Here is an 18,788-nt window from a genome sequence, read left to right as displayed (position 1 = left end):
GGCCATGGGAGGTCAGGGCCATCGTGAACGTGATTCCCAGAAAAACACGTTTCATCTCTCCTCCTGAGTCCCAGAATCTAGTGGACAGGATTTGAAAAATCAATCGTTTTTTTCCATTATATATCTATATTTTTCAACTATATTTTGTTGATAATTGCTTATTTGTGTTTGTGCTCGCATTTGCCGAGTCCGCCGGGAATTCCCGGGCTTCGGGGGATCTTGAAAGGGGTTGATCCTCGACTTGGCGAAGATTCCACGGCCCCTCGGGTATGGCCCAATTCATTTTATTATTCCTCGGCCGGCCGGGCTGGCGCCTTCCCCTCCAGGGGGAGGCTGATGCGGAAGCTCGCGCCGCCCTGGGGCCGGTTGCTGGCCTGGATCTTCCCGCCGTGGGCGTCCATGACGCCCTTGCAGATGGCCAGGCCCAGGCCGGCGCCCAGTCTGGATTCGCCCTGCTGGAAGCGCACCAGCTTCTCGAAGATCCGCTCCTCCTGGTCCTCGGGGATCCCGGGGCCGTGGTCGGAGACGCAGATCGTCAGGGCCCGGTCGGTGGCCCAGGACTTGATCTCGATGGGCTGGCCGGGCGGGGAATAGCGTTGGGCGTTCTCCAGGAGGTTGATGAGGACCTGTTCCATGAGCACCGGGTCGGCCTGGAACCGGGGCAGGTTGGCCGGCAATTCCAGGGCCACGGGACGGTCGGGCATGAGGGGCTTGAGGCGGGCCAGGGCGGTCTCCACCAGGTCCGGGACGGTCATCCACGCCTTCTTGAGCTCCACGCCCGACTCCAGGCGGGTGGCGTCCAGGAGGTTGGCGATCAGGCGGCTCAGCTGGTGGCCCTCGTCGTGGATGACGCCGGCCAGCTGGTGGCGGGCCTCGGGGGTGAGGCTCCCGTCGTCCTTCTGGAGGGCCCGGGCGGCGGACGTGATCCCCGCCAGGGGCATGCTCAGGTCATGGGATACGGACGACAGCAGGGCGCTGCGCACCTGCTCCCGGTCCATGCGGCGCTGGGTGTCCAGGTTCTTCTCGGACAGGATGGTGCGTTCCAGGGCCAGGGCGGTGTGGTTCGCGAAGGCCTCCATGAGGTGGCGCTGGTCCGGCTCCATGGTCTCCATGCCGGCGGTGGCCAGGGGCTGGATGCCCAGGACGCCGATGAGGCCGTGGGAACCCTTGAGGGGCAGGTACAGCGCGTGGGCGCCGGGCAACGTGTCGGTGCCCAGGCCCGCGGCCTCGTGATGGTCGTAGACCCACTGGGCCACCCCCAGCTCGTCCTCGCCCAGGGGCGGGTCCTTGGGGCTGCCGTGGGCCACGAGCCTGCCCCCGGGGCCCGGCAGCGAGATGGAGATGCTGCTCTGGAAATGCTCGGCCAGGATGCGGATGGAGACGTCCATCATGGCCTGGGAGCCGAAGGTGCGGGTCAGTTCCCGGCTCAGGCGGAACAGGGCGCGCAGGCGCTGTTCGCGGGTGCGCGCCAGGCGGATCTGGGCGCGGATGCGTTCGGTGAGGTTGCCGATGACCGCGCCCACCAGGAGCATCACGGCGAAGGTGGCGATGTGCCGGAGGTCGCGCACCACGAAGGACCGGGCCGGGGGCACGAAGAAGAAATCCAGGGACAGCACGCTGAGCCCCGCCGCCGCCAGGGAGGGCAGCCTTCCGAAGCGCGTGGCCACCAGGAGGATGCCCAGGATGAAGAGCATGACGTGGTCGGCCAGTTCGAAGCGGCGCCCCAGGAGGAGGCACACGCCCGTGATGACCGCCACCATGACCGCGCCCCAGACGAAGTGGGCGGGGGCCGGCCCCGCGCCCGAAGGCAGGGACTTGCGCCGGCCCTTGGCCTTCCCGGGGACCTCCCCGGGGATGACGTGGATCTCGATGGTGTTGGTGAGCCGCACCAGGTCGTCCACCAGGGAACCGGAGATGAAGGCCGGAACCCGCGAATAGGTGGGCTTTCCGAGGATGATGCGGGTGACGTTGTGGGCCAGGGCGAAGGCCAGGATGTCCTCGCCCGCGCCCAGGTCGCCCTGGATGACGGCGGTCTCGGCCCCGAGCTGCTCGGCGAGGCGCAGGTGGTCCTCCAGGTGGGCCCGCTCCTCGTCGCTATAGCGGATGTGCTTGCCGGTCTCCACGTACAGCGCGATCCAAGGCGCCCCCATGGATTCGGCCATGCGCCTGCCGGCGCGGATGAGGCTGGCGGAGCGCGGCTTGGAATTGATGCACACGAGGATCCGCTCGCCCGCGGCCCAGGTCTTGCCCTTGAGGCCCTGGGCCTCCATGTAGCGGCGCATGTCCGCGTCCACGTGCTGGGCGGTGCGGCGCAGGGCCAGCTCGCGAAGCGCCAGGAGGTTCCCCTTGCGGAAGAAGCGCTCGGAGGCGTATTGCGCCTGGTCGGGAACGTAGACCTTGCCCTCCTTCAGGCGCTCCAGGAGCTCCTCGGGGGGGATGTCCACCAGTTCGATCTGGTCGGCGCGGTTGAGGATCGTGTCGGGGATGGTTTCCCGGACGAGGACGCCGGTGATCTGCGCCACGGTGTCCTTGAGGCTCTCCAGGTGCTGGACGTTGACGGTGGCGTAGACCTCGATGCCCGCCTCCAGCAGGTCGAAAACGTCCTGCCAGCGCTTGACGTGCAGCGAGCCCTGCACGTTGGTGTGGGCCAGCTCGTCCATGAGGATCAGCGCGGGCCGGCGCCGGAGGGCCGCCTCCACGTCGAATTCCTCCAGCTGCACCCCCCGGTAGGGCAGGATGCGCTTGGGGAGGAATTCCAGGCCGGCGGTGAGGGCCAGGGTCTCGGCCCTGCCGTGCGTCTCCACCACGCCCGCGACGACCTTCACGCCCTCCATCATGCGGATCTGGGCGTCCTGGAGCATGGCGTAGGTCTTGCCCACGCCCGGGGCCATGCCGAAGAAGATCTTCAGCCGGGCCCTGGACGTGCGGGCTTCCTCTTCCTGGACGGTTTTCAGAAGGTCATCGGGGTTGGGGCGATTGGGTTCCACGGGAAGAGGTTACTACGCCTGATGGTAAATCTCCGCCCCGGTGGCTTCGAATTCCCGGCTCTTCTCCTCCATGCCGGCGGTCAGGGCCTCCTTTTCGTCCAGGCCGCGGGTCTTGGCGTATTCCCGGACGTCCTGGGTGATCTTCATGGAGCAGAAATGCGGGCCGCACATGGAGCAGAAGTGGGCCACCTTGGCGCCCTCGGCCGGCAGGGTCTCGTCGTGGAACTCCCGGGCGGTGTCCGGGTCCATGGCCAGGTTGAACTGGTCCTCCCAGCGGAACTCGAACCGGGCCTTGCTCATGGCGTCGTCCCACAACCGGGCGCCGGGGTGGCCCTTGGCCAGGTCGGCGGCGTGGGCGGCGATCTTGTAGGCGATGACGCCGTCCTTGACGTCCTTCTTGTTGGGCAGGCCCAGGTGCTCCTTGGGGGTCACGTAGCAGAGCATGGCCGTGCCGTACCACCCGATCATGGCCGCGCCGATGGCCGAGGTGATGTGGTCGTAGCCCGGGGCCACGTCCGTGGTGAGGGGGCCCAGGGTGTAGAAGGGCGCCTCGCCGCACACCTCCAGCTGGCGGTCCATGTTCTCCTTGATGAGGTGCATGGGCACGTGGCCGGGGCCTTCGATGATGACCTGCACGTCGTGCTTCCAGGCGATCTTCGTGAGCTCGCCCAGGGTGTCCAGCTCGGCGAACTGGGCCTCGTCGTTGGCGTCGGCCGTGGAGCCGGGGCGAAGCCCGTCGCCCAGGGAGAAGGCCACGTCGTAGGCCGCCATGATCTCGCAGATGTCCTCGAAGTGCGTGTAGAGGAAGTTCTCCTTGTGGTGGGCCAGGCACCACTTGGCCAGGATGGAGCCGCCCCGGCTGACGATGCCCGTCATGCGCTTGGCGGTGAGGGGCACGTACTGCAGGCGCACCCCGGCGTGGATGGTGAAGTAGTCCACGCCCTGCTCGGCCTGTTCGATGAGCGTGTCCCGGAAGATCTCCCAGGTGAGGTCCTCGGCCTTGCCGTTGACCTTCTCCAGGGCCTGGTAGATGGGCACGGTGCCGATGGGCACCGGGGAGTTGCGCAGGATCCATTCCCGCGTCTCGTGGATGTTGTCGCCGGTGGAAAGGTCCATGACGGTGTCCGCGCCCCACCGGATGGACCAGGCCATCTTCTCGACCTCCTCCTCGATGGTGGAGGCCACGGCGGAATTGCCGATGTTGGCGTTGATCTTCACCAGGAAGCTGCGCCCGATGATCATGGGCTCGCTCTCGGGGTGGTTGATGTTGCTGGGGATCACCGCGCGGCCCCGGGCCACTTCGCTGCGCACGAATTCGGGCGTGATGTGGCTCTTGATGCCGGCGGCCTCCCGGCCCATGTTCTCCCGGATGGCGATGAACTCCATCTCGGGGGTGATGATGCCCTTCCGGGCGTAGTGCATCTGGGACACGTTCCGCCCCGTCCGGGCCCGCATGGGCTGGCGCTCGGCATGGAAGCGGATGCGGTCCAGCTCCGGGTCCCGTTCCCGCAGCTTGCGGTAGAGGCTGGTGGCGCCGGGCAGCTCCTCCACGTCGCCGCGCTCCTGGATCCAGGGAAGGCGCAGGGGCTTGAGCCCCCGGGCCAGGTCCACGCCGCCCTGGGGATCGGTGTAGGGGCCCGTGGTGTCGTAGAGGTCCAGGGGGGCGTTGGGCGTCAGGGTGCCGTCGAAGTCCCGGGTGGCGTGCAGGCTGACGCGCCGCAGGGGCACCCGAAGGTCGGGCCGGGAACCGGTCACGTAGATTTTTTCCGAGGCCGGGAAAGGCACGAGACAACTTGCGAGGACAGAACCTCCGGTGGGCTGGGAATCGGGAATAGTTGACATGGTGACTCCGGCATCGGGGCGGCTCAGGCGGCCCTAGGGGAGTGTAGCGCGGCGGAAAGGAATTTCCGCGTTCGGGATTCCAACGGTGGTATCAGTGGTGGACGATGCCCAGATGGGTCACTATGGTTCAACGCATGGGGCTTACATGACAGATCCGAACGCGGCCAGTCAACCCCGGACCCCGGCCATCCCCGACCAGATCATCCAGATCGCCCACGAGCAGGAGGGTGGGGCCGAGCGCGTGATCTCGCAGATGGAGGTGGTCCAGAACAGCTTCGAGGAGATCCAGGCCCTGGCCAAGGAATGCCAGGTCATCCTCACCCGGCTGGTGCCGCCTTCCGACGACCTGACCGACCTCATCGAGAAGATGGAGAGCATCGCCCTCCACGCAGACAACGGCACCTACAACATCCAGGGCGTCTACGACCTCTTCCAGTACCAGGACATCGTCCGCCAGAAGCTGGAGAAGGTGGGCCACCGCCTGATCGACGTCTCCGAGTACATCCTCAAGAACCTCCAGCCCATGGCCGCCGAGACCATCTTCTCGGCCTCCGCGGGGCGGGACATCCTGGACCGCAAGGCCCAGGACGCCGACATCGTGAAGCCCGAGGCCGACGCCATCATCGCCGAATTCTTCTCCAAGCTGCGGGCGGGCAAGCAGGGGTGATTTCGCAGGGGGACCCTCCTGGGTTATCGTGTAGGGGACGGCCCCGGAGTCAGGCGAATGGTTCGATCCCGAAAATTGATTGTTCTCTTTCTCGGCTGCTTCATTCTGGGTGCCCAGCCTCCCCCTCCGGATCCCGTCCTGAAGGCCCGCTCGGAGCGCGCCCAGGCCCAGGGCCTCGTCGAGGGCGACCTGCCTCCGGTGCCCCGCGGCATCGTTGAGCCGCCCCCGCTTCCCCCGCCCGAAACCCATCTCAAGGACACCCGGGGCGTCAAGGCCGCCAAGAGCCGCCGCGCCTCCCGGACCTCCAAGTCCGCCAAGTCCGGGAAGTCCGCCAAATCCGCCAAGTCCGCCAAGGCACCCAAGGCATCCAAGGCGAAAAAGAATCCGGCCAAGGGTGGCCGCAAATCGAGCAGGAAGGTGAAGGGTTGAGAATAGCTGTACTTACTTCTGGTGGGGACGCCCCCGGCATGAATGCCGCCATCCGTGCGGTCGTTCGAACGTCTGATTCCCTGAACATCAACGTATACGGCGTCTGGCGCGGTTTCCAGGGGCTCGTGGAGCAGGACTGGCGGCCCCTCACCTCCCGCAACTGCGCCAACATCCTCCAGCGCGGCGGGACCATCCTGAACACCGCCCGGTGCGAAGCCTGGCACCTTCCCGCCGTGCGCGCCAAGGCCGCCCAGGACATGCGGGACGCGGGCGTGGACGCCCTGGTGGTCATCGGCGGCGACGGCAGCTTCACGGGCGCCGAGATGCTCAACCGGGAGCACGGCATCCCCTGCGCGGGCATCCCCGGCACCATCGACAACGACCTGCCGGGCACCGACCGGACCCTGGGCTTCGACACCGCCCTCAACACCGCGGTCCAGGCCATCGACCGCATCCGCGACACCGCCAGCGCCCACGAGCGCATCTTCCTGGTGGAAGTCATGGGTCGCAGCTCGGGCATGATCGCGGTCAACACCGCCATCGCCTGCGGGGCGGAGGCGGTGCTCTACCCGGAATCGGACAGCCAGGGCTACGATTCCCTCGTCACCCAGCTCAAGGCCGGCTGGCAGCGCGGGAAGCGCTCCAGCATCGTGGTGGTGGCCGAAGGCGACTCCACGGGCGGCGCCTACAAGATCAGCGAACGGCTCCAGGCCGAGTACAACCTCGACCTGCGGGTGGTGGTCCTCGGGCACATCCAGCGGGGCGGCAGCCCCACGGCCCTGGACCGGATCTGGGGCAGCATGTGGGGCTCCGAAGCCGTGAAACGGCTCGCCGCGGGGGAGACTTCCTTCTATCTTGGTTCGCAGCACGGAGAAATGGTCCTCAACCCCTTCTCCCGCCTCCGGGACCCCAAGCCGAATCCCCCCAAGGAGTTGGCTGCCCTCGCGGGCATCCTGGCCCGGTAGCCCATCCAGAGGATTCTTCCCATGACCAAACAAAAGAACGGCCCGCGCAAGGTCGCGGTCATCATGGCTGGCGGCCGCGGCACCCGCTTCTGGCCCCGCTCCCGGGGCGCCCGCCCCAAGCAGTTCCTGGCGATGGTGGGGGAGGAAACCCTCCTGAACGCCACCGTCAACCGTCTGGCCCCGTCCTTCCTGCCCGGCGACATCTACATCGTCACCACCGAAGAACTGGCCGCCGAAACCCGTCGCATGCTGCCCCAGCTCCCCCCCGGCAACGTGCTGGTGGAGCCCGAGGGCCGCAACACGGCCCCCTGCCTCGCCCTGGCCCTGGCCGTCATCGAGAGCCGGACCCCCGATGGGGTCATGGTGGTGCTCTCCGCCGACTCCTGGATCGGGGACAAGGAAAAGTTCCTGGAGGACATCGACACCGCCGTGGACCACGCCGCCCGCAAGCGTGACCTGGTGGTCTTCGGCATCCGTCCCACCTACCCGGAGACCGGCTACGGCTACATCGAGACCGAGGGCAAGGGCAAGGTCCTGGGCGCCTCCGCCTTCCGGGAGAAGCCCACCTACGAGCGGGCCGTGGAGTACCTCGAGTCCGGCCGGCACTTCTGGAACGCCGGGATGTTCGTGTGGACCCTCCAGGATCTGCGCGCCGAACTCACGCGTCACTGCCCCGAGATCCTCGCCCCCCTCGACGCGTGGATGGCCGCCGGCGCCGACCCGTCCCGGCTTGCCGCGGCCTACGGCCGCCTTCCCAAGCTCTCCATCGACTACGCCCTCATGGAGAAATCCGAACGGGTGGCCGTCGTTCCGGCCCACTTCCGCTGGTCCGACGTGGGCTCCTGGCCCGCCGTGGTGGAATTCCACGAGGCCGACGCCGCGGGCAACGTCGTGCAGGGCGACGCCATCCTTCTCGAATCCAACAACTGCGCCATCTTCGGCGGCAAGCGCCTCATCGCGGGCTCCGGCCTGGAGAACCTGATCGTCGTGGACGAACCCGACGCCCTCCTCCTCTGCCGCAAGGACCGCGCCCAGGACGTGAAGACCATCGTGGAGCGCCTGGCCTCCCTGGGCCGCACCGATCTCCTCTAGAGGACACCATGACCCAGAAACCCGCCACCCTCCACGTCGACAAGCCCTGGGGCAGCTTCGACCAGTTCGTCCTGAACCAGCCCTGCACCGTCAAGATCCTCACCTGCAGCCCCGGCGCCAAGCTGAGCCTCCAACGCCACCGCCAGCGCAACGAACTCTGGATCGCCCTGGACGCCGGCGTCGTGGTGGAGCTGGACGGCAAGGTCCTCACCCCCGACAAGGGCGCCCAGATCTGGCTCCCCGCCGGCAGCGTGCACCGCCTGAGCTGCGAGGCCGCCCGGACCAGCCCCGTGCGGGTCCTGGAGATCAGCCTCGGAACCTTCGACGAGGAGGACATCGAGCGCCTGGAGGACGTCTACGGCCGCAACTGAACGATTGACCGGACAGGTCAGGTTTGCCCCCCGCCCCCGAAAGGCGTATGCTGACCGTGAGGTGCTCCTCCTGGACCGGCTTGCCGCTCCAGGACCCAAGGAGCTTCACGCCACCATTTGTCCCTTCAATCTGACCAGTCCCCCACGATCGGGGACTCCCGCAAGACACTTCCCACCTAATCTACCCCGCCAAAATTTCCCACACGAAACGCCCCCGCCTCGGGGCGTTTCACTGTACGGTGAGAACTTTCGCGAACGTCAATGGACATTGAAAAATAAGGATTTGGGCTATTCACATTCCGCCTCCGTCCGTCTGCGATCGGCCATTTTCACTCCCGTCCTTGCCGGATATTTGCCGGATGCCATAATCTGGCATGCCCCGGACCAAAGACGCCCCCAACCTTCGGAACCGAACGAACCGCTCCAAGCTGGCGAAGCGCAAGGAGCCTTACTGGATGCCCATGGAGAAGGGCAGGACCCTCGGCTACTACAAGGGCGAGAACGGCGGGAACTGGATCGCAAAATTCTACGACCCCGTCGCCAAGCCCGCCCGCCAGACCAAGGCCCTGGGCGCTGCCGATGATTTCAGCGAACCGGACGGGAAGATGGTCCTGTCCTTCGGCCAGGCTCAGGAGGCGGCACGCGAGTGGTTCAAGGAGGCTTTCCATCTGGCGACCGGCGAGAGGGTCCAGACTGGCGACTACACCGTCCGGGACGCCTGTCTGGACTATCTGGCAGACAGGGAACGGGCCGGTGTAAAGACGGCCAAGCGCATGAAATGGGATTTGGAAGCCCGCATTCTTCCGGCCCTGGGCGATATCCCTGCCGCCAAGCTCACCCGCCGCCGAATCGAGTTGTGGATGGAGGAGCTGGCCGACTCGGCAGCCCGCTACCGTGGCAAGGAGGCTCCCAAGGCGTCGGACGTAGATGCTCTCCGGGCCCGGAGGTCCACGGCCAATCGCCTATGGACCATGTTGAGGGCGGCCTTGAATCTTGCGCACCGCGACCGGAAGGTGCCCTCGAGTGCCGGGTGGAGGGACGTGCGGCCCTTCAAGGAGACCAAATCAGCCAGGATGAGATTCCTGAGCGTCCAGGATCAGCAGCGCCTTGTGAATGCCGCCGCATCCCTCGATTTCCGCCGCCTGCTCCAGGCGGGCCTGTTCACCGGGGCCCGTGAAGGGGAACTCGCAAGGCTCAGGAAGGCGGATTTCGACCCCGAGCAGGGCACCCTGTTCATCGAGCTTTCCAAGACGGGCAAGAAGCGATACATCACCCTCACCGCCGAGGGGGTGGCCTTCTTTGCAGAAATCACCGCCGGGCTGGGCAATGACGACTTGATCCTGCCCCGCACCACCTACCGGAGGCGCGATGGTGTGCCTTCCGGCATTTGGACCCGCGCGGAGTTGTGCAGGCGCATGGCTGAAACGTATGAAGCGGCGGAGTTGGAGCCGATGGTCTTCCATGAGCTTCGGCACACCTATGCCTCAGGGCTCGTGAATGCCGGGCTCCCATTGATTTTCATTGCGGAGCAACTCGGCCACCGGGACACCCGGATGGTCGAGGAGCACTATGGGCACCTGTGCAAGACGGCCAAGACGCTCGCGATCCAGCGCCTCGCCCCCGTGCTGGGAATCCACCAGCCCAGTGGCGTGGAAGCCCTGAAAATCAAGGAAGGCTAGGACGAGGGCCACGCACGGAAATCAGCTGAGGGACCTTCCCGCGCCGGGCGTGGCTGACCTAGTACTTCCATAAGTGCAAACCCAGCGGGAGCGCATGATGCGAGCGCTGTGGCCCCGTGGGAGTTTCTCCTGAACGACTACGAACGTTCGGAGGCCACCATGAATCCATCCCTTTCTGCCCGAGGATTGAATCCCTGCCGGGCACTCTCCATCGCCGACTTCTGCAAGGCAATGAGTCTTGGCAAGACCAGGGTCTACGAGGAAATCAAGGCGGGGCGGCTCCTTGCCCTGAAGTCCGGCCGCAGGACCCTCATCCCGGCTGACGAGGCCGAGCGATGGTTGCTGTCACTTCGCCCTGCCTCTGGCATTGCAGGCGAACGGTAGAGCGCCTCCATGATCATTCTTGAACATAGAGCAACTTCACTACCAACTCGGAGCTGGGAGCGACCCGATCGCGACGAGATGCTTGCTATCGCCGACCGACTGGAGCAGGCGGGGGTTCCCAGGGCACCAAGGGCTTTGCGGGCCTGTGGCAGGCTGATCCAGATGGCGGAGGGGCCAGGGTCCCCCCTGCGGAGGGTTTCATGCAACCAACGGTTCTGCTCGGGCTGCCAGGGTTTTCGCCAAAGGAGCGTGGCCTCCAAGATGCGCCCCCGAATCTTCCAAATCCTCGGGGAAGGGGGCGGGGTGGCCTTCCTGACCATGAACCCTGGCGCAGGCCAAGTGGGCGTGGAGGCAGGGGTGGCGGCTCTGGCCCTGGCTAGAAAGTTCGTCTTTCAAAAGCAGGCGTGGAAGAAAGTGAACGGATGGAAAAGCAAGGTGGGCCTTCTCCTGGTCACCGAAATTGCGCCCGGAAAGGGCGGCGATGGGCATCCCCATCATCATGTCCTTGTCTTCAGCCGGGACCAGGCGGATGCCGGGGCCTTCGCAACCTGGATGATGGGCACATGGTTGGAGGCCATGGAATACAGCCATCCCAATGGGCAGGGCCTTGAGTTGCTTGGCCGAGGAGCTGAATCCTGGGGGCCCCGCCTGAGCTACATCCTGAAAGGAACCCTCTTGCGGGTGGACTGGCCGGAAGCTTTGATGCTCGATGCGGTGAAAGAGTTGACTTCCGGCCACAATCACATTCAATGCCTTGGCTTGCTTAGGAAAGGCAAGGTGTCGACAGGGCGTGAAACCGGGTCCGGATATGCCCGGAAAATACCGGGTGGCCCGGAAAACCCAGGGCAGGCAACAACATGACAAAGGCGGTTTCGACCCCCCGCATGGTCCTGGCCCAGCAGCGCCAGGCACAGGCCACCCTGCTCAGGGCGTCAGGCTGGTCCTACGCGGCCATCGCCCAGTCCCTCGGCTATGCTTCCAGGGCCTCCGCCTTCAAGGCCGTGAACAGCCTACTGGAGGCCACGGCGGCCCAAGCGGGAATGGCCTTCAGGATCATGGGATACCTGCGCCGGGAGCGCGGCCTTGGGGCCTTTGCGAGGGCCATCGAAACCCAGGATTTCGGACAAGCCCTGAGGACAATGGGGCGGCTTCTGGCCGAAGATCGCTGACGAGAGCCGGGAAGGGTGCCAGGAGTTAAGGGGACCGATCCGGGCGGGCCCTCTACTTATGGCGGGCCTGATACTGGTAAAGCTCCTCCCAGACGCCCATGTAGGCATCGTGCCGGGCTTCATCGGTGACGGTTGATTTGAAGTTGTCGTACCGGATATTTCGAATCATTTCGGCCACCGCCTGGGCGACTTCCTCCCGTTTGATCCGAGCCCGGAACCTGTAATCGTTTCGGGGCGTGCATTCCACCTTCGCCCCTGGAAACACCGCTTCGATTTCTCCCTCCCGTCGTCCCCGAACCAGGAGGGTGGAGCCATCGCCACCCTTGTCAACAACCGATAGGAAGGCAGAGCTGGTGAAAATCCACATCCTCTCACTCCTTTGTCTGGCCTGGGGCCAGTTCCATCCAGTCCACATCATGCTGAATGCATCGTTCCCGGAGCACTTTCAAGGGCAGCTTGGGAATGACGCCACCCTTGGCCCAGCGGCGAATTGTCCGCGTGGAGACACCCATTTCCTCGGCGAGTTTGTCTTCCCCTCCCATCTTTTTGGCGAGGGCACCGATGGGGCCAGGGAGCGTGATCGGGCGGCCCATCTTGGCTTTGATGGATTCCAGCAGCTCCTCGATTTCTTCGGTCTCCTCGCTGGAGCTGGGCGGGACTCGCCGCCGAGTCCTGGGCTGCACCTCATCCTCCGCCTCGGTCCGAGAAACGTAATGGAAACGCTTGAGGGTGAGGCCGGGGTAGAGAACGGGCTGGGTGCCCATCATCACGGAGGCGGTGAAATGCAGGACCCCCGCCACGCAGGGCAACAGGTCTTCCTTGAGGTCTGCGCCGGGGTCCTTCAGGAAGGCCCCCACCATTTCCCCTATGGAGATGCCGACGCCTGCCAATCCCTCCGAGAGGATGCAGAACTGGTTCTCGTCGGCGTAGTAGTCCGGGTCCAGGTCCAGGGCCTGGACAACCAAGGCCCCGAGGCCGCCGGCCGTATTCCAGGTGCCGATGACCGAGTAGTCCGGGTTCTCGCCTGAGAAGATGTTCGCCAGGGCTGCGTTCGCTTTTAGATTCGACTCGAATGCATTGGGGTCGGGCTTTCCAGTGCGGAGCGCCATTTGATGGTTCAACAGGGCCTTGAAATAGGGCTCCAGGAGCCCGAGGACTACCGTCGGGTTCCCGAGGTAGTTGGGGACCATGGCCGCCTTGAGACCGCCAACGAAGGGGTCCTCAGCGTTGCGATCCTCTTCCGTGAGGTTGGCGAGCTGCTTGATGCGCGTCTCGATCAAGCGCCGGTCCTCCTCGTCGTCGCGGCACCCATACTGTCTTGGTTCCCGGTTCACAAGAGCCTGGACAGCTCGCATTCCCTCGCCATCCGGGCGGAAAACGATCTGGTCGATGCAGAACCCTGACCAACTCCGGTGCTCAAAGAGGGTGTCGCCCTCGAAGTAGGTGAACCACTTCTGCTCCATCATCCGGGGGATAAACCCTAGCTTCAGGTTCTCCGCCTCGACCCGGCTCAGGACCACGTCCAGAGGGATTTGAACGTGCTTCTGGGGCAGGGGAAGATGGACCCAGTGCCATGGGCGGGCGGCCTCCTTCCCTGATGCTGCAAGTTCCCATGCCGGGCTTTTGAACTCGGAGTGCTCAAACCACCAGACCCAGTCACCCCAGCGGTCCAGAAGGGCATCCACCACCGCGTGATCGACTTCCTTGTTCAGGAGACTCTTGGCCTGCTCCAGGGGCACAAGATGCACTGCCTGGGTCTCCCATCCCATATCCGACGGACTCCCGCCCTTCCTGCGGGCTAGGTAATACCGGGTGCGGGAGGTCGTCCGATCAACGTCGGTCAAGTGCCCGAACAGTTCCACGAATAGCCCCGTTTCCTCGAACACCTCCTTGAGGGCCGTGCCGCGAAGACCACTACCATGGGTCTTCCCCTTCGGGAAAGTGGTCTTGTAGCCACCGAAAGCATTGGTCGGGGAGACCAGCCACAGTCGGCCGTCAGGCTCGACCACGACAGCCCCAGCGGCGGTCTCCAGTCCATTTGGCTCGAACGGAGGTTCATCAAACCGGGCCTCGGTGCTCATCTGCTCCCATTGGTCCCTGCCAGGCGGAAAGAGCCATGGCAGGCCAAAGGATGTCCCATTCACGGCCTTGGGGACGGGCCCGTCAGGGATCACGATGGCAATCCCTAGGGGGTCTCCCCAGGCCCCGAGTGGTGAGGGAAAGTGTGGTTTAAGGATGGGGACAGTCTGGCCTTGGTCGTTCTTACGAGGATGGATGACCATCGGGTGAGGCTCCGGGTTGGTTGGTGATTTATATATCCAACTGGAAATGCCCCCAAATTGCATTAGGAAAGTTACTAAAAATCGACATTTACTGTCGACAGTCGTGATTTTTACCGCTGATTGACTGTCGACAGTATTAGGGCCACCTTGCCCAATGCCAGGGCGGGGCCTTTAATGCCTATGGACCCTTCAGGGGCATGGGGGAGGGCCCGTGATTGAAGCTTTGAAGGTTCGAACGGAACGGTCTGACGTCCCCCAGGGGCTTCCTCAATTGGTTGCGGCAAGATAGAAGTCCGATACCTTCCGGGGTGTCATCGGGGAGGTGCACAGCCCGGCGGCGACGCGGCGGAAGACAGTCTCACTGAGAGGATCATGCCGGACCAGCGCCCCGCTCTGGATGCCGCGCTCAATGGCCGCAGCGGCCTCAATACGGCCCCTTCCGTAGTCAACCCAAGTCGGGTGCTTGATGAACCGGTGGTCCCCCTTATCCAGGAGGCAGGTCCGGTCAAAGGGCAGGGCAGGGTCCACGGACCGGAAGGAGACCATGGCCACTGATGGGACGCCTCCCGGCTGGCAATAGGGCGCGGTGAGCACCACAAATAGATGCTTGCGGTCAGGATCGTGCTCCGGGCCGGATGGCACCAGGACGGTGAGTCGGGGCAGGATCAGGAGCATCCGCTAGAGCGACGCGAAGAAGGCGTCGACGGCTCTGTCCTCGTCCAGGCGGGCCACCATGCCCTTGATAGCTTCGGCCTTCTTACCCAGCGCCTTGAAGATGTCCTGGGTCGCGATGGGGAGGGAGCTTCCTTGGGGGTCGGCCCACTCCGGGAGGGAGTGGCTGAAATCCCTGATCTGCCATTTGCCCATGTGGCCATACTTCGCATATACATGGTCGAGAATTTCGATTTCTGCGTCGCTCAGTTCCCCTAGCGAGGGCCGGTCCACGGCGCGATTGAGGGATAATTCATTATTCTCTTTGTCGGAAATCCAATAGCACCAGCCATCAGGAGCGGATTCCACATCCCCGTCCATCAGGTTGAGTGTTTGCGAGAGGACAGGACCATGGGGCATGGAAACGGCGCGGTCCCCGCTGATAGGGCGGCCCAGGCGGTCGAAGGCTTCTCGGTCCGAAAGGTACATGAGCTTCATAAGTTTCAAATGCGGCATGCGCCCACCCGGCTTGTCTAGCAGGTAGGCCGCCATCTGGGCCACTTTGTGCTCGTTGAAGGTCATGTATCGCATGGGTGGGGTCATAGGGGAGGGACCGTGCCTCTGAATTATGCCATTTTATCGAGCCATGCCAAGGCCCGGATGCAACTATTCCAGGCCCAAAGAAGGCGACGCTTTCCCATCCCGTGCGGAATCAGAATGTTTTGTCTCAAATTCTCCTATTCATGAATTAATTAAAATTGAGGTGGGGTGAAGCCGGAGGTTGGAGGCGTCCTGATTTAATCCCTGGGAAGCCACCATCAGGGGCGGATCCTTTCCGGGCAGCCAGGCAGCAGGTATGGTACTTGTCTATGCCCCCCTCCTTGGACGCCTTTCTAACCCTGTGGCGGGGTTCTGCTGGAAATGAGCGGGCCAATTTCCCACTGTTCCTGCGGGACTTCTGCGAGGCCCTGGAACTCCCTCCCCCGGAGCCCAAGGGGCCGGGGCCCACCTACTGTCTTGAAAAGGATCTGAAGATCACCCACCTGGATGGCTCCACCAGCACGGGCCGCATCGACCTCTACAGGGAAGGGTGCTTCGTTCTTGAAGCGAAACAGGGGCGCACGAAGGAAGTACCGGGCGCTGCCCCCATCAGGGGCACCCGCGCTTATGACCAATACCTGGAGAGGGCCTTCGGGCAGGCCGTCAACTACGCCAGGAACCTCCCCTCGCGGCCCCCCTTCGTCATCACCTGCGACATCGGGCACGGCTTCCACGTCTGGAACGGTTTTTCCGGCTCCTACGGAGGCTACGGGGCCCGGCGCAGCTTCACCATGGACGACCTCAAGGACGCCAAGGTACGCGACTACTTCCGAGCGATCTGGCTTGACCCTCAAAGTCTGGACCCCGCGCGGGCTCGGACGACGGTGACGCGGGAGGTCGCCGTGGCGCTGGGCGGTCTCGCGCGCAGCCTGGAAGGCCGATTCCAAGCTGACGTGGTGGCCCGTTTCCTCATGCGCGTCGTTTTTACATTTTTTGCCGAGGACGTGGGACTGCTTCCGGAGAAGCTGTTCCAGAACGCCTTGGAGGGTGCGTGGCGGGAACACCCCGACGCCTTCCCCCAGGGGCTTGAGACCCTGTGGGCGGCGATGAATACGGGCGGATTCTGGGGACCGCTCAAGGTGCTGAGGTTCAACGGCGGGCTGTTCCAGGAGAGCAAGGCCCTCGCCCTCACACCGGAGGAGATCGCACGCCTGGCTTCGGCTTCCGCATTTGACTGGTCCGAAGTGGACCCAAGCATATTCGGGACGCTTCTGGAAAGTGCCCTCGACGCTCGAGAACGCCACCGTCTCGGGGCCCACTACACGCCCCGCGCCTATGTGGAACGATTGCTGCGCCCCGCCCTGGAGGAGCCCTTGCGGGCGGAGTGGGAGCTGGCCCAGGCCGAAGCCCTGGCCCTCTTGGGGGTGGAGCCCACGGAGGCCGACCGCGCCAAGGCCCGGCAGACAATGCACGACTTCCAGCGCCACCTCGCGCATGTGACCGTCCTGGACCCCGCTTGCGGCAGCGGAAACTTCCTTGCCACGGCATATGACGTGCTCAAGCGCCTAGAAGGGGAAGTCCAACGACGCCTGGAGGACCTGGGCGAAACGGGCCGCTCCCTGGCCCTTGAAGGCGTCCTGGTGACGCCTGGGCAGTTCATTGGTCTGGAGGTCAAGCCCTGGGCCGCCGCAATCACGGACCTGGTTTTGTGGATCAGCCATCTGCAATGGTTCCACCGCATGCACCCCGACATGGCCCCGCCGGAACCTGTACTTCAGGCAAACGGCAATATTGAATGCCGCGATGCCGTGCTGACCTGGACAGGCAGACGGGACACCGGCCGGACCCGCTGGGATGGGCGGGCCACCAAGCTTCATCCGGTGACCGGCCTGGAGGTCCCCGACGAGACGGGTCGTGTGCCCATCTTCGAACTGGTCAACCCTATGGCCGCCGAGTGGCCCGAAGCCGACTTCATTGTGGGGAACCCCCCCTTCCTGGGGAACGCCCGAATGCGCGACGCCCTCGGCGATGGTTATACCGAGGCCCTGAGGGCCGCCTACCCCGATGTGCCCGACACCGTGGACTTCGTCCTTTACTGGTGGCACAAGGCAGCCCTGGCGGTCCGTTCCGGCCGCACACGGCGCTTTGGCCTCATCACTACCAATAGCCTGCGGCAGGTAAAGCAGCGTGGCGTCATCGTCCGCCATGTGAATGGGAAGCCACCCCTGAAGCTGTTGTGGGCCGTTCCCGATCACCCCTGGACCGATGAGGGTGCCGCTGTACGGATCGCCATGACCGTGGGTGGTCTGGAGGGCCAGTCCTGGCTTGGACGGGTGGTTAAGGAAGCGGGCGGAGAATCCCCGGAAGCAGAAGCCGCCGCCGTCCAGATCATGGGAAGCACAGTAGACCTCATCAATGAAGACTTGAGTGCTGGGGCCAATGTCGCCGAGGCCCGCGCTCTGAAATCCAACGACAGGTTGGCCTGGGCGGGGGTTCAGCTCTACGGTGCGGGGTTCATCGTCAGCCCTGAGAAATGGGAGGCATGGGGTAGGCCACCGGTTGTCCACCCCTATGTCAACGGGCGAGACCTGATGGATCGGCCTAGGGGAGTCATGGTCATCGACTTCTATGGCCTGACTGCCCTAGAGGCCCAACGCCGCTTTCCTGGGCCATACCAACATGTCTATGAACACGTGAAGCCAGAGCGTGACCAGAACCGCCGCGACCCCATCCGAAACAACTGGTGGCTCTTCGGCTGGGTCCGGGAGGGCCTTCGGGTTTCGACAAAGGGCATGCGGCGTTTCATTGTCACTGTTGAGACAGCCAAGCACCGGACCTTCCAGTTCCTCGAGGCGGAAGTTCGCCCGGACAACATGCTCATCGCGGTCGCTTCCGACGATGCCTTCCACTTGGGGGTGCTTAGCAGCAAAATTCATGTTTTCTGGACGTTGGCCTCGGGTGGTGTCCTAGAGGACCGCCCCCGCTACAACAAAACGCGTTGCTTCGACACCTTCCCCTTCCCGGATGTTACCGAACCACAGAAGGCTGTTATCCGAGACCTTGCCGAGCGCCTGGACGCCCACCGCAAATCGGCTCAGGGTCGGGGCGCTACACTCACGGGAATGTATAACCTATTGACCAAGTTGAGGTCGGGGGAGGTGTTCACTCTCCATGAGCGGGATCAGCACGACTTGGCCCAAACCGAAATTCTCCGCCAGCTCCACGACGATCTTGACGCTGCCGTGGCCGATGCCTATGGCTGGCCGGTGGACCTCGCCGAGGCCGACATCCTTGGGAACCTCGTGGCTTTGAACAAGGAGAGGGTCGCGGAGGAGGCTCGGGGGTTCGTACGCTGGCTTCGGCCTGAATACCAGGCCCCCGAGACCATCCAGCCCGTGGCCACCCGCGTCCTCGACCTGGAACCCGAGGATGAGGCCCCCGTCGCCATCGGGGGTCTGGAGCCCCGGCCCTGGCCCAAGGACCTCAAGCCCCAACTCGCGGCTCTCCGCGAGGTCGTGTTCTCGACAGGAAACCTCTGGTCCTTGGAGGCTATTGCCCAGGTATTTAAGAGCCGGGGCCGCTTCCGCGACAGAATCACCGCCCACCTGGACCTCCTCTCCGACCTCGGGATGGTCAGCCGCGTGGAAACCGCCAATGGCCCTCGTTGGCACCGGCCCCAGGCACTGGGGGCATAGAACGGGACCAATAAATTTCAATAAGGGAGTGGGGA

At 64.3% G+C, this 18,788-nt stretch carries 16 protein-coding genes; 10 read left to right on the top strand and 6 right to left on the bottom strand.

Going from position 1 to position 18,788, the window contains the following annotated elements; translation table 11 throughout:
• Positions 1 to 287: 287 nt before the first annotated feature.
• The gene (locus tag ACZ5LB_RS11740; RefSeq protein ID WP_464602409.1) at positions 288 to 2,987 is read right to left on the bottom strand and encodes a DUF4118 domain-containing protein; all 2,700 of its coding nucleotides are present in this window, start codon (positions 2,985 to 2,987) and stop codon (positions 288 to 290) included.
• Positions 2,988 to 2,999: 12 nt separating this feature from the next.
• The gene (gene thiC / locus ACZ5LB_RS11735) at positions 3,000 to 4,829 is read right to left on the bottom strand and encodes a phosphomethylpyrimidine synthase ThiC (protein ID WP_464602408.1); all 1,830 of its coding nucleotides are present in this window, start codon (positions 4,827 to 4,829) and stop codon (positions 3,000 to 3,002) included.
• Between the two features lie 145 nt (positions 4,830 to 4,974).
• Here thiC and ACZ5LB_RS11730 point away from each other — a divergent pair, with 145 nt between their 5' ends.
• The 9 genes from ACZ5LB_RS11730 to ACZ5LB_RS11690 all read left to right on the top strand — a co-directional run bounded on the left by ACZ5LB_RS11730 (position 4,975) and on the right by ACZ5LB_RS11690 (position 11,585).
• Positions 4,975 to 5,496, top strand: a complete 522-nt coding sequence (locus ACZ5LB_RS11730; protein ID WP_464602407.1) for a hypothetical protein — start codon at positions 4,975 to 4,977, stop codon at positions 5,494 to 5,496.
• A 57-nt stretch (positions 5,497 to 5,553) separates the two neighbouring features.
• Positions 5,554 to 5,925, top strand: a complete 372-nt coding sequence (locus ACZ5LB_RS11725; protein ID WP_464602406.1) for a hypothetical protein — start codon at positions 5,554 to 5,556, stop codon at positions 5,923 to 5,925.
• 38 nt (positions 5,926 to 5,963) lie between these two features.
• A complete protein-coding gene (locus ACZ5LB_RS11720; RefSeq protein WP_464602405.1) occupies positions 5,964 to 6,890 on the top strand; it encodes an ATP-dependent 6-phosphofructokinase in 927 nt (308 codons plus the stop codon).
• A gap of 21 nt (positions 6,891 to 6,911) precedes the next feature.
• Positions 6,912 to 7,982 carry a mannose-1-phosphate guanylyltransferase gene (locus tag ACZ5LB_RS11715; RefSeq protein WP_464602404.1) on the top strand — a complete coding sequence of 357 codons (1,071 nt, stop codon included), beginning with the start codon at positions 6,912 to 6,914 and terminating at the stop codon, positions 7,980 to 7,982.
• Positions 7,983 to 7,990: 8 nt separating this feature from the next.
• Positions 7,991 to 8,353, top strand: coding sequence for a phosphomannose isomerase type II C-terminal cupin domain (locus ACZ5LB_RS11710; RefSeq protein ID WP_464602403.1), 363 nt, complete (start codon positions 7,991 to 7,993; stop codon positions 8,351 to 8,353).
• A gap of 455 nt (positions 8,354 to 8,808) precedes the next feature.
• Positions 8,809 to 10,032 (top strand): tyrosine-type recombinase/integrase, encoded by a 1,224-nt coding sequence (locus ACZ5LB_RS11705; RefSeq protein WP_464602402.1) that lies wholly within the window; start codon positions 8,809 to 8,811, stop codon positions 10,030 to 10,032.
• Positions 10,033 to 10,191: 159 nt separating this feature from the next.
• Complete coding sequence (locus ACZ5LB_RS11700; protein ID WP_464602401.1) at positions 10,192 to 10,416, top strand: helix-turn-helix domain-containing protein; 225 nt, start codon at positions 10,192 to 10,194, stop codon at positions 10,414 to 10,416.
• A 303-nt stretch (positions 10,417 to 10,719) separates the two neighbouring features.
• Positions 10,720 to 11,277: a hypothetical protein gene (locus ACZ5LB_RS11695; RefSeq protein ID WP_464602400.1), complete on the top strand. Its 558-nt coding sequence runs from the start codon at positions 10,720 to 10,722 to the stop codon at positions 11,275 to 11,277.
• A complete protein-coding gene (locus tag ACZ5LB_RS11690) occupies positions 11,274 to 11,585 on the top strand; it encodes a hypothetical protein (RefSeq protein WP_464602399.1) in 312 nt (103 codons plus the stop codon). The genes ACZ5LB_RS11695 and ACZ5LB_RS11690 overlap by 4 nt, the downstream gene beginning before the upstream one ends.
• A 52-nt stretch (positions 11,586 to 11,637) precedes the next feature.
• Here the strand turns inward: ACZ5LB_RS11690 and ACZ5LB_RS11685 are convergent, their stop codons facing one another.
• The 4 genes from ACZ5LB_RS11685 to ACZ5LB_RS11670 all read right to left on the bottom strand — a co-directional run bounded on the left by ACZ5LB_RS11685 (position 11,638) and on the right by ACZ5LB_RS11670 (position 15,100).
• A complete protein-coding gene (locus tag ACZ5LB_RS11685) occupies positions 11,638 to 11,952 on the bottom strand; it encodes a hypothetical protein (RefSeq protein ID WP_464602398.1) in 315 nt (104 codons plus the stop codon).
• A 4-nt stretch (positions 11,953 to 11,956) separates the two neighbouring features.
• The gene (locus tag ACZ5LB_RS11680) at positions 11,957 to 13,666 is read right to left on the bottom strand and encodes an NUDIX domain-containing protein (RefSeq protein WP_464602397.1); all 1,710 of its coding nucleotides are present in this window, start codon (positions 13,664 to 13,666) and stop codon (positions 11,957 to 11,959) included.
• Between the two features lie 468 nt (positions 13,667 to 14,134).
• Positions 14,135 to 14,542, bottom strand: coding sequence for a hypothetical protein (locus tag ACZ5LB_RS11675; protein WP_464602396.1), 408 nt, complete (start codon positions 14,540 to 14,542; stop codon positions 14,135 to 14,137).
• 3 nt (positions 14,543 to 14,545) lie between these two features.
• The gene (locus ACZ5LB_RS11670) at positions 14,546 to 15,100 is read right to left on the bottom strand and encodes a Panacea domain-containing protein (protein WP_464602395.1); all 555 of its coding nucleotides are present in this window, start codon (positions 15,098 to 15,100) and stop codon (positions 14,546 to 14,548) included.
• Positions 15,101 to 15,387: 287 nt separating this feature from the next.
• On the opposite strand from ACZ5LB_RS11670, the gene ACZ5LB_RS11665 reads away from it, so the two are divergent.
• Entirely contained in the window at positions 15,388 to 18,753 is a 3,366-nt protein-coding gene (locus tag ACZ5LB_RS11665; protein WP_464602394.1) for a class I SAM-dependent DNA methyltransferase, read from the top strand.
• Positions 18,754 to 18,788: the final 35 nt, after the last annotated feature.

Source organism: Mesoterricola sp. MK458 (assembly GCF_055384935.1).
This window is presented reverse-complemented; position numbering and strand designations above follow the sequence as displayed.